A 13174-nucleotide genomic window follows, 5' to 3' on the forward strand; every position below is an offset into this window, starting at 1 on the left:
CGAACCGTCATTCTTTCACAAACAGAGCCATCGATTCCAGATGGCTGGTATGAGGAAACATATCAAGCATCCCCAGTTTTTCCAGCCGATATCCCTGTTGCAATAAACGCTGGCTATCTCTTGCCAGAGTTGCAGGGTCACATGACACATAAACAACCCGTCGGGCACCAAAATCAGCTAGCAAATCGACAATTCCTTTGGCTCCGGCTCTGGCCGGATCCAACAATATCTTATCAAATTTTTCCTTTGCCCACTCGCTTTCAGTCAGAGCGACTTCAAGGTTTGCCTGATAAAAAGCACTATTCGAAATCTGATTTCGCACTGCATTCATCCGAGCCTGCTCCACCATTTCTTCAATGCCTTCGACGCCGACAAGCGACTTCACTTGTTGCGCCATCGGTAAACTAAAGTTACCCACACCACAAAATAAATCTAGCACACGATCTACATCACTGAGTTCGAGCCACGATAACGCCTGCTGAACCATTTTCTGGTTGATATGCTGGTTGACCTGTATGAAATGGTGGGGCTGGAAAGCAATTTCAATCCCGGTTTCGCGATAAACCGGCTCATGACCACACACAAGCAGAGGATGCTCTGTATCGTCCATCACATACAGGGAAAGTGCCTGCTGCTGGGCGAAAGTCTGTAACTGCTTCTGATCCTGCTCTTTAAGCCGGCCTAAAATGCGCAATAGCATAACAATGCCATTATCTGCAGCAATTAACTCCAGATGCCCCAGTTTTTCTGGTTGTGAAATGGCTCTGAACAACTCTCGTAACTGAGGAAGCAAGCAATTCAGGCTGGGATCTAAAACAGCACAATGCTCAATATCCACAATATGCTTACTCTGTTTTTGCCGGAAACCGAATGCCAATCGGTTTTTCTTCGCTTCCCATTTCAAACTGAAACGGGCCCGGCGACGGTAACCTAAATCAACATCAGAAACGAGTGGAGCCAGTGATACTGTCTGACCGGCAAACTTACTGACCAGCTGAGATAAAGATTCTTGCTTATAGCGCAGCTGCTCCCGATGATTGAGATGCTGTAAATTACAACCACCACAGAGATGATAATGAGGGCAAAACGGAGTCGTACGCTCAGAACTACTTTGCTGTATCTGAATCAGTTTCGCACGGGCATACTTACTCTTATTTTCTGTCAGTTGAATCAGAGCCTGCTCTTCCGGTAAAGCCCCTTCGATAAAAACCGGCTTTCCTTCCAGATAAGCGATCCCGTCGCCGTGATGATCCATTCGTACCACCTGAACCGACTGATGCTTCTTATTGACTGAGTGTTGCTTTTTAGGTTGGAAAAAACGAGCCATAGTAGTGTTTGTACCGCTTGTAAGGTTACCGGATGAATTATTCCCGCCAGCAATTCCTCAACTTTTGCCGATAAAAGGAATAAACGCAATGGCAGAGATATAAACAAATTTTTACTATTTTCCCATATCCCGATCATGATGTTTAGTAAATAATCCTCTCAGAAGAAAAGGAACGAAGAGAACTGCATTAAATTTCGTGAAATAATCACCATTCTTATCAAGAATAATTGTGAATTGACGATGACTTGATTAAGCTAGCAGTTCAGATAAATCTTCTCCGTAACGGCAGAAAGTCTCAACCTAAAGCAGAAAAGATGCGTGGCCTTATGCATCGCTCTGATATTCATAATGATATTTAGATACTAATGACCACCAAATATGGCTTGCGCACCCGCGTCATCACACTGACTCTGGCTCCGACACTGATTATCGGCCTGCTGTTAAGTGCATTCTTTTCTTACAATCGTTATCACGATCTTGAATCTCAGGTCATTAACGCCGGCTCAAATATCATCGAACCTTTGGCGATAGCCAGTGAAGAAGGTTTGGAGAAACAGAGCAGAGAATCCGTGAGGCGTATTATCAGTTACGCCCATAGGAAAAACTCTCAGTTTGTCCGAAGTATTGCCGTTTTCGATAAATTCCACGAACTCTTTGTAACCTCCAACTTTCATCCTCATTTCGAATCTCTGACTTACCCGAAAAACAAGCCAATTCCTATTCTGGGCAGCTCGGAGATGAAGGATAACAATACGCTGATACTCCGAACTCCGATTCTGGCCGAGAGCCGGTTAATCGACGGTACAGCGAATGCGGAAACCTTACCTGTACTCGGCTACATTGTGATTGAGCTTGATCTGTCATCCCTGCGGCTCCAGCAATATCAGGAAATTTTTTCCGCGATTCTGGTTCTGGTTCTGGGCCTGGCTCTCTCCGGTGTTTTCGCATTCCGCTTACTGCATGATGTTACCCGCCCGATTACCCATATGAAGAACATGCTTGACCGGATCCGTCGGGGACATCTGGATGTTCGGATCGAAGGTGAAATGCATGGGGAACTGGATGAACTGAAGAAAGGGATTAATGCGATGGCTGTCTCTTTATCAGAATACCATGTCGAAATGCAGCACAGTATTGATCAGGCGACTTCCGATCTACGGGAAACACTTGAACAGCTTGAGATCCAAAACGTCGAACTGGATATAGCTAAGAAACGGGCTCAGGAAGCCGCCCGCGTGAAATCAGAATTTCTGGCCAATATGTCTCATGAATTGAGAACACCACTCAATGGTGTAATTGGGTTTACCCGTCAGATACTCAAAACCCAGCTCACAAACAGCCAGAAAGATTATCTGCAAACCATTGAGAAATCCGCCAACAACCTCCTGAATATCATCAATGACATTCTGGATTTCTCCAAGCTGGAGGCCGGTAAACTGGCTCTGGAAAATGTCCCATTTGAGTTACAGGAAAACCTGGAAGAAGTGGTGGATCTTCTGGCAACCAGTGCACATGAAAAAGGCCTGGAAATCAATCTGAAAGTGGATCCCAAGATCCCGGTGGGTCTGGTCGGAGATCCATTACGAATCCAGCAGGTCATCACCAACCTTGTCGGCAACTCAATTAAATTTACAGAACGGGGCAACATCGATATCAGTGTCGAGCTTCGTTCAGTTCGGGATGATGTAGTTGAACTACAGTTTATGGTCCGGGATACTGGCATCGGTATTTCCGAACGGCAACAGGCACAATTGTTCCAGGCATTCAGTCAGGCTGACGCCAGTATCTCCCGTCGTTATGGCGGAACCGGGCTGGGGCTGGTCATTACACAAAAACTGGTGAGTCAGATGGGCGGAGAAATCAGTCTGACCAGCCGTTTACACCGGGGTTCTACTTTCTGGTTTACAATTCGTCTGCATACTGCGGATATCGATATGGGCGAATGGTATACACCAAAACAGCTGACCGGTAAGGAAGTAATGTTGATTGAGTCACATATGCAGTCCGCTTCTATTCTGCAACAAACACTGGCCCAGTCCGGATTGCGGGTTAATTATATGTCTGTTTTCCCCGACACTGAATATCATGCCGACTATGTCATTCTCAATTTCTCCCCGGCCCAGAAGATTATTGCCGAAGAAGCTGAAGCATTAGTTGAGAAAGCCGTGGCCTGTTCCGAAAATGTTCTGTGTCTGACTAAACCACTAGCCCGAAAAAAACTGTTACAAATGATGCTGGACGCCCGGCCGGAGTTTTCCCCTTTCCGGGAAGAAACTCTCCATCATACTGCTATTGAAAAAATGCCACTAACCGTTATGGCTGTTGATGACAACCCCGCCAACCTGAAATTAATTACCGCACTTTTACAGGAAAGAGTCGATACGGTAATCAGTTGTACCAATGGACAGGAAGCTGTCGATATCGCCAGTCGCCAGAAGTTCGATATTATCTTTATGGATATTCAGATGCCTCAGATGGATGGGGTTACAGCCTGTCAGGAAATTAAACGACTGCCAATCAATACGACCACACCGATTATTGCCGTGACAGCACACGCAATGGTCGGAGAACGGGATCGGTTACTCAATGAAGGAATGGATGATTACCTGACCAAACCGATTGAAGAACATGTTCTCCAACAAGTGCTGGTTCACTGGAATCCTCAAGCTCAGCTTCCCCTGACAGAAAACCTACCGCTACAAACACTACAATCGACTGGTGTACAGCAAAACACATCCCAACAAGCTGTTGTTGATTGGAATATGGCTCTGAAACAGGCGGCGAACAAAGAAGACTTAGCAAGAGACATGCTCAGGATGCTGGTTGAGTCCATCCCGGAAATTAATCAGATCATTGAGCATTCGCTCAATGGGGAGTCAGATCAGGAAACGTTACTCCATCACATTCATAAATTACACGGAAGCTGTTCTTATAGTGGTGTTCCCCGTTTAAGAAAAATATGCGCCACACTGGAACAATCTCTGCGTTCGGGCACAAATATAGAAAGCCTTGAACCCGAACTGTTTGAATTACAAGATGAAATGGAGAAAGTAGCCAACGCAGCGAAAGATTTAATCGCCTGATTTTTCAATAATGACAGAAGCAACGGCATAACGCCGTTCATCAGAGATCGAAAGATGAATCGCATTAACGCCCATCGAATGGGCAAGCTTTTCGGCTTTTCCGCTCAGTTGCAGACGAGGTTTACCATGTTCGTCGTTTGACACAGTAAAATCATAGAGCGAAACCCCCTGCGCAATCCCTGTTCCCAGCGCTTTTGATGCGGCTTCCTTCACAGCAAACCGCTTAGCCAGAAACCGCTCCGGTTTTTTGCTCTGGGCATAAATGGCAAACTCGCTTTCAGTCAGAATCCGTTGTGCAAAGGAGTCTCCATTTCTGGAAATCGCCGCAGCAATCCGTTCAATTTCAACAATATCCGTACCAAAGCCAACAATCGCCATAAATTAACGTCTTGCCTCAATCATCGCAGACTTCATATCAGCAACAGCCTTAGCAAGCCCATCAAACACAGCCCGACCGATAATAGAATGGCCGATATTCAATTCATGAATCTCCGGCATAGAGGCGATGGCCGCAACATTGTGATAGGTCAGCCCATGACCAGCATTGACCATTAAGCCGATATCACTGGCATAACTGGCGGCTGCGGCAATTTTCTTCAGTTCATCCTGCTGGGCTGTCATCGTTTCAGCATCGGCATAATGACCGGTATGCAGCTCAATATAAGGTGCGCCACACGCCTTCGAAGCATCAATTTGTTCTTTATCGGCATCAATAAAGAGTGACACCTTGATACCAGCTTCCGTTAACTTTTGCGTGGCCGCTTTAACTTTGTCTAACTGTCCCAGAACATCCAGTCCGCCTTCGGTTGTTAATTCCTCACGTTTTTCAGGAACCAGACAAACAAAATCCGGACGAACCTCTAAAGCAATCTCAACCATTTCGTCTGTAACAGCCATTTCCAGATTCATGCGGGTTTGCAGAGTATCCCGCAGAATTTTCACATCGCGATCCAGAATATGACGGCGATCTTCTCTCAAATGAATTGTAATGCCATCTGCACCGGCACGTTCAGCGACTTCAGCTGCATGAACCGGATCCGGGTATTTAGTGCCACGTGCATTCCGTAGTGTTGCAATATGATCGATATTAACGCCTAAAAGAATTGCGCTCATGTTCCTTTACTCCGTGCTCTCGAAATACCAATTTGAGAAATAAACAGTTCCCGGCTTTTTAACGGTTTTGCTCCCAGATATGGTTTTAGTGCTATCCGGGTAAAACGTTTGGCAGCCTGTAACTGTGCTTGTGTTGTAAAACGCCGCTCACTAATAGCAATTAGCTCTTCCCCCAGAAAGGTCAGATTATCTTTCCTGACGGAAGCAATAAAGCCTTTCTGTTCCCGGTACCGGTAAGTCATATCCGGAACCACCGGTTCGCCACTGCCGGCACAATGCAGAAAGTCAACGCCATAGCCCAGACAAGACAGCAAAGACAGTTCAAAACGCCGTAAAGCTGGTTCCGGGTTCGATGACTGTGCCAGTTCGGTCAATACTTGCAGATAATCATAAAAAAGTCCCGGCAGGGGAACTTCTGAAGGGATGAGTCGTGCCAGTAGTTCATTGACATATAAAGCGGAATATAAATGAATGCCGGTTAAAGGTAAACCCAGACTAATAGCTTCAGCCTGACGCAGTGTCCGCATTGCCCCTTTTCCCGACCATTTCAGCAAAAGCGGTACAAATGGCTGTAATACACCTTTTAGTGGGGAACGGGCCCGTCTTGCCCCCTTCGACAAAAGGGTCATTCGCCCGAATTCTTCACTGAAAATGTCAATGATCAGGCTGCTCTCGCTATAAGAGCGCCGATGTAACACAAAGCAGCGCTGAAGTTGACTCTCTGACATGATTCCTATCTCTCTGAGGGAAGTCTTCCTCAGGGCTGATGAACTTTTGTAATTCAACTTTGTTTAAACCAGCCTGAGCCGATGTCTCATCCCAAAGAGCTAGAAACGAATTATAGATCGTCAATATATCCCAGACTTCTCAGGGCTCTCTCATCGTCGGCCCAACCTGACTTCACTTTAACCCAGGTTTCCAGATAAACCTTACGGCCAAACAACTCTTCCATATCAAGACGAGCTTCACGGCCAATCGTTTTGATTTTCTCGCCACCTTTGCCGATAATCATTTTTTTCTGGCCAAGACGCTCAACCAGAATCAAGCCATTGATATGGAAACCATCGGTTTCCGGGTTGTAATCAAAACGCTCAATTTCAACCGTTACCGAATAAGGAAGTTCCTCACCGGTAAAACGCATAATCTTTTCCCGCAGGATTTCCGACGCCATAAAACGTTGCGAACGGTCGGTCACGTACTCACTGGGGAAATGGTGTACCGCTTTCGGTAAATGTTCCCGCACATGCTGGCGAATAGCATCAATATTCTTTCCGTGCTTGGCCGAAATAGGGATCACATCGACAAATTCCATCTTCTTGGAAAGTTCAAGCATATGAAGCATCACTTCATTGCGGTCTTTTACATTATCGACTTTATTGACACAAAGAATCACAGGAAAACCAGCTTTATTCAGCTTGTTAAACACCATCTCATCATCTTTCGTCCAGTGTGTTCCTTCAACCAGAAAAAGAACCAGATTCACATCACTCAGTGAACTACTTGCAGCACGATTCATCAAGCGGTTAATCGCCCGTTTCTCTTCGATATGCAATCCGGGAGTATCAACATAAATCGCCTGATAATCACCATCAGTATCAACCCCCATGATCCGGTGCCGGGTCGTCTGAGGTTTACGCGATGTGATGGAGATTTTCTGTCCCAGCAACTGGTTCAGTAACGTTGATTTACCGACATTGGGACGGCCAACAATAGCCACAAACCCGCAATGCTGGTTCTCCGGTTGACTTTCTTCCTGAGATTCAGAAGCGAAGAAAGCATCAATATCAAATTCTTTATCAGCCATGGTTCAATTGCTCTAGTGCTAGCTCTGCAGCCGCTTGTTCTGCCTTGCGGCGGCTGGTGCCTTTTCCGATAACAGGCATTCCAATACCCGCGACTTCACATGACACAGTAAATTCCTGGTTGTGTGCCTCACCTTTAATATTAGTCACTGTATACACAGGAAGCGGCTTTCTTCTTCCCTGCAGATACTCTTGCAGCCGGGTTTTGGGATCTTTCTGGGACACGCCCGGCTGAATTGCATTCAAACGACTCTGATACCAGTCTAAGATAATACGGCGGACTGACTCGATACCACTATCTAAATAAATCGCACCAATGATCGCTTCTACAGCATCAGCAAGAATTGAATCCCGGCGAAAACCGCCACTTTTCAACTCTCCTGGACCTAATTTTAAGTAATCTCCCAACCCAAATTCCCGGGCCAACTCAGCCAGAGTATTTCCCCGGACAAGAGTCGCACGCATACGGCTCATGTCTCCCTCATTACTCTTTGGGAAACGATGGTATAAATCATCTGCAATGACAAAACTTAAAATTGAATCGCCCAGAAATTCAAGACGCTCATTATGCTGTCCATTGGCACTCCGGTGTGTCAGTGCCAGTTCCAGCACAGCTGCATCGTTGAACTGGTAACCTAATTTTTTCTCTAGTTGATGTGTTGGAGAATTCATGATTTCTCAATATTGAAAGGCTGATCTAATTGACCAGCCTGGTTAATATAACAAATTGACCTGATAAGAAGACTTATCGGTAAATACTAATGAATCTGACCAATCCGGTTAAAGCGAACCCCTGTCGGAACCCATGATGGCAGCACGCTATCCGGTGAACGGTCAAATTCAAAGCTAATCCATATTGCAACAGCCTTACCGAGCAGATTCGCTTCAGGAACAAATCCCCAGTAGCGGCTATCTGAACTGTTGTCCCGGTTATCTCCCATCATAAAATAATGACCTTCCGGCACAACCCATTCGTTGACACCCGGACGAGGTTTATAATTGATCGGATTATCCATCCGCCATGGACTCACCAGAATATGGTGGTTCACCTCACCTAACTGTTCATCCATCTGAACCATCGGACCGACATTTGATTTCAGTTCACTACGGACCCGGTTGGACTGAGAAACAATCTTACAAACCGACTCCCCTTTAGGCTGAATACAGATACGTTTATCCGGGCTATAGCGGACAATATCTCCCGGTAATCCAACGACGCGCTTAATATAGTCAACACTGGGATTCGGCGGATAACGGAAAACAACGATGTCACCACGTACCGGCTTGCCGGTTTCCAGTAACTGGGTATGAGTTACCGGATCTCTCAGCCCATAAGCGAATTTTTGTACCAGAATAAAGTCACCAACTAAAAGCGTAGGCTTCATCGAGCCTGAAGGAATCTGGAATGGTTCAAAAATAAATGACCGGACAATCAGAACCAAAGCAATTACCGGAAAAATAGAAACACTATTTTCTACCCACCACGGCTGCGGTAAGACTTTACTCTGCAGGGATGGATCGAGCTCATTCGTCTGAGCCAGAATGTCATCGATTTTTTGCTGGCGCTGCTTCGCCCAGACAAATTTTTCCAGAGCCCAGATAATCCCCGTCACAAGCGTCACAATGACCAGTATGAGTGAAAATGTATTCGCCATGAACTTCCCTTTGTTAAAAATACGAAAGTGAAAGAGCCTGAACTCTTTCACTTGGGTTGTTTATACCCAAGTAACCTCAAAGGCCTGTTTGGGTATCTCATCTCCGGCCAACGCCGGGCGCAAATTAATCTTTACCAACGTGGAGAATGGCTAAAAACGCTTCCTGAGGCAACTCTACGTTACCAATCTGTTTCATGCGTTTTTTCCCTTCTTTCTGTTTCTTCAACAGTTTTTTCTTCCGGCTCACGTCACCACCGTAACATTTAGCCAGTACGTTTTTCCGCAACTGCTTCACGGTTGACCGCGCAATCACGTGGTTACCGATTGCAGCCTGAATCGCAATATCAAACATCTGCCGGGGAATAAATTCTTTCATTTTTTCCACGAGCAGACGTCCACGCGTCTGAGCCTGATCTTTGTGGGTAATAATCGCCAAGGCATCAACCCGCTCTCCATTGAGCAGAACATCAACACGTACCATGCTTGACGTTTCAAACCGTTGGAAAGAGTAGTCCAGAGACGCATAACCACGAGAAGTCGATTTTAACCGGTCAAAAAAGTCCAGTACGACTTCGGCCATCGGTATATCATAAGTCAGGGCAACCTGGTTGCCGTGATAAACCATATCAACCTGCACACCACGTTTTTCAATACAGAGTGTAATCACATTGCCCAGATACTCGGACGGAACCAGAATATTACAACGGCTAATCGGTTCCCGGATTTCCTGAATATCATTCACTGCCGGTAATTTTGCCGGACTATCGATATGAATGACCTCACCATCGGTCTGTTCAACTTCATAAACCACCGTAGGTGCTGTGGTGATCAGGTCGAGATCGTATTCCCGCTCCAGACGTTCCTGAATGATTTCCATATGGAGCATACCAAGGAAACCACAACGGAAACCAAACCCAAGAGCAGCGGATGTCTCAGGCTCATAAAACAGCGATGCATCATTAAGACTTAGTTTACCCAGAGCATCACGGAAATTTTCATAATCATCAGACGAAACCGGGAATAATCCTGCATACACCTGAGGTTTTACTTTCTTAAATCCGGGTAATGGTTTCTCACACCCGTGCTTCGCATGCGTTAAAGTATCCCCGACCGGCGCACCAAGAATATCTTTGATACCACAGACAACCCAACCCACTTCGCCGGTTCGTAACTGCTCGGTATCAACCTGCTTCGGTGTAAAGATCCCAATCCGATCAACACCCCAGGCTTGCCCGGTACTCATGACTTTTATCTTGTCATTCTTTTTCAGGACACCGTTTTTCACCCGAACCAGAGAAACGACTCCAAGATAGTTGTCAAACCAGGAATCGATAATCAGTGCCTGTAACGGAGCACTCTCGTCCCCTTCCGGTGGCGGAATATCTGAAACGATTCGTTCCAGAACATCGTCAACACCCACCCCGGTTTTCGCCGAACAGCGCACAGCATCAATCGCATCAATACCGACGATATCTTCGATTTCTTCCGCAACACGTTCCGGTTCAGCCGCAGGCAAATCGATTTTATTCAGAACCGGAACGACTTCCAGATCCATTTCGATTGCGGTATAGCAGTTTGCCAGAGTCTGAGCTTCAACCCCCTGACCAGCATCAACCACCAGCAAAGCCCCTTCACAAGAAGCCAGAGAACGGGAAACTTCATATGAAAAGTCAACGTGTCCGGGCGTATCAATAAAATTAAGCTGGTATGTTTCACCATCTTTTGCCTGATAGTCCAGAGTCACACTCTGAGCTTTAATGGTGATGCCACGCTCACGTTCAAGATCCATAGAATCAAGAACCTGTTCTGCCATTTCACGGTCACTTAAGCCACCACACACCTGAATCAGGCGATCGGAAAGGGTTGATTTACCGTGGTCAATATGGGCGATAATCGAAAAATTACGAATGTGCTTCATAGGTTTGGGATGACTAAACTCTTTCAATATGTAGAAGAAAAAGAACAAACCGTCTCAATATACAGGTTCTATTCCATTTAAGTTGGCAGATTCTACCCAATTTAAAAGGGATTCGCATCATAAATCAGTTCAGCACATCTCATGTCAGAGAATCACCTCTCCCAAAACCCGGATCAAAACGACTTCCGCCTGAGAACGCTGTTCCATCCTTCTGGCCAGCATTTTGGCAATCCATATGCCACTTCCAGTAAAAACAGCCGTACAAGCAATGATCCACACCTCTCCACCACCAAACAGAGAAGCAACCCATAGCTGCCCGATCAAGGCACCCAGGATCATCATCAGCAAAGGGAATAAATAAACGAGGGCTGCGGACTGTAACAAGCTTTTTTCCGGAAATCCGATCTCAACAACCTGACCGGTTTTAACCTGATGAGAGGTATGCAATTGCCAGGTTAAAGCTTTATTACCTATCGCTTTAGAAACCACACCGGTACCACAGCTGGAGGAAGAGGAACAGTGACTGCAACTAGTTTGTTGCTGGCAACTTAACTCAATCTGGTAATCACCGGGAGTTCCCTGAACACTGGCGACAGTTGCCAAAGCAGTCATCATGGCTGCTTATCCTCTGTTGTGACATTCGAATGAGATTCAAATGTCACAGACTGCGCGATCCGTTTTGCCGTTGCCGGAGGAATATCTCCAATAACCGAAATTTCATTTTTTCCTTTCACCAGCGTTTGTAATGTCCGGCGTCCCTGACGTATCAGCTGATTTTTCAGGGAGTGGTTATCACTATCAGCCACGTAAACAGAAAAACTGAACAGGCCATCGGTATAGATCTGACTTTCAACCAGACGATTCGTAATCGCCATCCGGTAACGATTCAGTTCTTTTGAGGTAAAACCATCAGGAACCCAGCCAACATCCCAGAATGTTTTCTTGACCGGATTTTCAGGCAACGAAAGAACCTGAGGAAGCTGAGCCTTATTCAGGTTCAGCATCAACTCAGCTAATTTATCACTCAGGGAATAAGAAATGGTCCGGTATTGTTCAAGCACTTCACCATCCCGATCGACTAAGTCGGCCCGTAGCGGAAGATTACTTCGTTCGTCGATCCAAAGAACATAGGAATAACGCAGCCCATCTTTAGGTACGACACGAATAACCTGACAAGCAGCTCCGGCCTCTCTTCCCCGGCCAATTTTGACAAAATCATAATAGTTACTGAGCTGGGTCATATCGCTGTGAAGCAATGGAATAACCGGAGCTACCATTTTACCGGATTCAATCGTAAAAGGTTCAACACCGGGTTCGATATAACTCACCTCATCACCACGGCGAATGACTTCCCGGACGGGGCCACTTAAGTAGATCAAATGTGCCAGAGAATAACCATCTTCAACGGCATGTCGATACAACAATGGCTCAATCCCATTTTTCTTAATCAGAATATAGGAAAGTTCGTAGTTTAATTTTTGGCTGGCGCGGCTCATCTGATGCAATAAAGCCTCTGCAGACGTATCATCTGCAAAGGCTAATGAGATGTTCACACTGAACAGCGCAGTCACAACACTGACCAGAAATTTTTTCATTCAACAACTAACTCTTGCTGTCCACCTGGACGATAGGATGATTCCCGATTTTTTTGACTATTATAAAGTCTTAACTGTAACTCATAATCTTGCAACATCGCATTCACACGGCGACGCTGTTCTTGTGCACTACTTTCAGTCACATGTTTCTTAACCGAATCACGGGTCAGACTCACAGGCTCAGCCGTTCCGGCTAAAGGAATGGTCTGTAACACGGGAAGTTGCCCACTGTCAGAAGCAGTCACAGCTCCAGTGCCGTCGTCGGTATTATACTGCTGAACCCCTACAATCACGACCAGAGAAACACAAGCGGCAACGGCTGCCTGACCCAACGAGCCAAGCCACGCGGGCAATTGTCTCCTCGACTGTTTTGGTAAAGGCTGAGACTCCAAAGGCGTTACATTTAAAGTGTCCGAGTTCTCAGCTTTATTCTGTCTGTGGGCAATGTCTTGTCCATAAACAGGCTCATCTTCCAGCGCCAGTGCTACCCGCCCGGCAATATCCCATTCTCCCTGAGGCGTATCACCACGCATCACATCACCAATCATGTGATAATTGCGCCATGTTATTAAACCTTCATGGTCCTGAGATAACTCGCTTATCAACGATTTATCGACCAATTCGCCATCCATAAGCGCCGAAAGTTTTTCTTTATCAGCCATTCTATTCACCATTATCTAG

The 13174-nt window shown here is 46.0% G+C and carries 11 protein-coding genes and 2 pseudogenes; 2 read left to right on the forward strand and 11 right to left on the reverse strand.

Features of this window, described 5'->3' with window-relative positions; all coding sequences use genetic code 11:
• Positions 1-7 precede the first annotated feature (7 nt).
• Complete coding sequence (gene rlmD / locus OCU74_RS13480; RefSeq protein WP_087481246.1) at positions 8-1327, reverse strand: 23S rRNA (uracil(1939)-C(5))-methyltransferase RlmD; 1320 nt, start codon at positions 1325-1327, stop codon at positions 8-10.
• A gap of 365 nt (positions 1328-1692) precedes the next feature.
• On the opposite strand from rlmD, the pseudogene barA reads away from it, so the two are divergent.
• Both barA and OCU74_RS22120 read left to right on the forward strand, forming a co-directional pair.
• Positions 1693-3996: pseudogene (gene barA / locus OCU74_RS13485) on the forward strand (two-component sensor histidine kinase BarA); the annotation flags it as partial.
• Between the two features lie 78 nt (positions 3997-4074).
• Positions 4075-4410 (forward strand): annotated as a pseudogene (locus OCU74_RS22120) (Hpt domain-containing protein); the annotation flags it as partial.
• Here OCU74_RS22120 and acpS read toward each other — a convergent pair.
• The 10 genes from acpS to OCU74_RS13535 form a co-directional block, all read right to left on the reverse strand.
• On the reverse strand, positions 4399-4788 hold the full coding sequence (acpS, locus tag OCU74_RS13490) for a holo-ACP synthase (RefSeq protein WP_087481244.1): 390 nt from the start codon (positions 4786-4788) through the stop codon (positions 4399-4401). The pseudogene OCU74_RS22120 and the gene acpS overlap by 12 nt on opposite strands.
• A gap of 3 nt (positions 4789-4791) precedes the next feature.
• Positions 4792-5523, reverse strand: coding sequence for a pyridoxine 5'-phosphate synthase (pdxJ, locus tag OCU74_RS13495; protein WP_087481243.1), 732 nt, complete (start codon positions 5521-5523; stop codon positions 4792-4794).
• Positions 5520-6251 carry a DNA repair protein RecO gene (gene recO / locus OCU74_RS13500; protein ID WP_087481242.1) on the reverse strand — a complete coding sequence of 244 codons (732 nt, stop codon included), beginning with the start codon at positions 6249-6251 and terminating at the stop codon, positions 5520-5522. The genes pdxJ and recO overlap by 4 nt, the downstream gene beginning before the upstream one ends.
• A 110-nt stretch (positions 6252-6361) precedes the next feature.
• Positions 6362-7327 (reverse strand): GTPase Era, encoded by a 966-nt coding sequence (gene era / locus OCU74_RS13505; protein WP_087481241.1) that lies wholly within the window; start codon positions 7325-7327, stop codon positions 6362-6364.
• Positions 7320-7997, reverse strand: coding sequence for a ribonuclease III (rnc, locus tag OCU74_RS13510; RefSeq protein ID WP_087481240.1), 678 nt, complete (start codon positions 7995-7997; stop codon positions 7320-7322). The genes era and rnc overlap by 8 nt, the downstream gene beginning before the upstream one ends.
• Before the next feature lie 86 nt (positions 7998-8083).
• Positions 8084-8980, reverse strand: coding sequence for a signal peptidase I (lepB, locus tag OCU74_RS13515; protein WP_087481239.1), 897 nt, complete (start codon positions 8978-8980; stop codon positions 8084-8086).
• A gap of 124 nt (positions 8981-9104) precedes the next feature.
• Positions 9105-10898 carry a translation elongation factor 4 gene (lepA, locus tag OCU74_RS13520; RefSeq protein ID WP_087481238.1) on the reverse strand — a complete coding sequence of 598 codons (1794 nt, stop codon included), beginning with the start codon at positions 10896-10898 and terminating at the stop codon, positions 9105-9107.
• Between the two features lie 144 nt (positions 10899-11042).
• Complete coding sequence (locus tag OCU74_RS13525) at positions 11043-11513, reverse strand: SoxR reducing system RseC family protein (protein ID WP_087481237.1); 471 nt, start codon at positions 11511-11513, stop codon at positions 11043-11045.
• Positions 11510-12493, reverse strand: a complete 984-nt coding sequence (gene rseB, locus OCU74_RS13530; RefSeq protein ID WP_087481236.1) for a sigma-E factor regulatory protein RseB — start codon at positions 12491-12493, stop codon at positions 11510-11512. The genes OCU74_RS13525 and rseB overlap by 4 nt, the downstream gene beginning before the upstream one ends.
• Entirely contained in the window at positions 12490-13155 is a 666-nt protein-coding gene (locus OCU74_RS13535; protein ID WP_087481426.1) for a sigma-E factor negative regulatory protein, read from the reverse strand. The genes rseB and OCU74_RS13535 overlap by 4 nt, the downstream gene beginning before the upstream one ends.
• Positions 13156-13174 lie beyond the last annotated feature (19 nt).

The organism is Vibrio mangrovi, from assembly GCF_024346955.1.
In the GTDB taxonomy this organism is placed as follows: domain Bacteria; phylum Pseudomonadota; class Gammaproteobacteria; order Enterobacterales; family Vibrionaceae; genus Vibrio; species Vibrio mangrovi.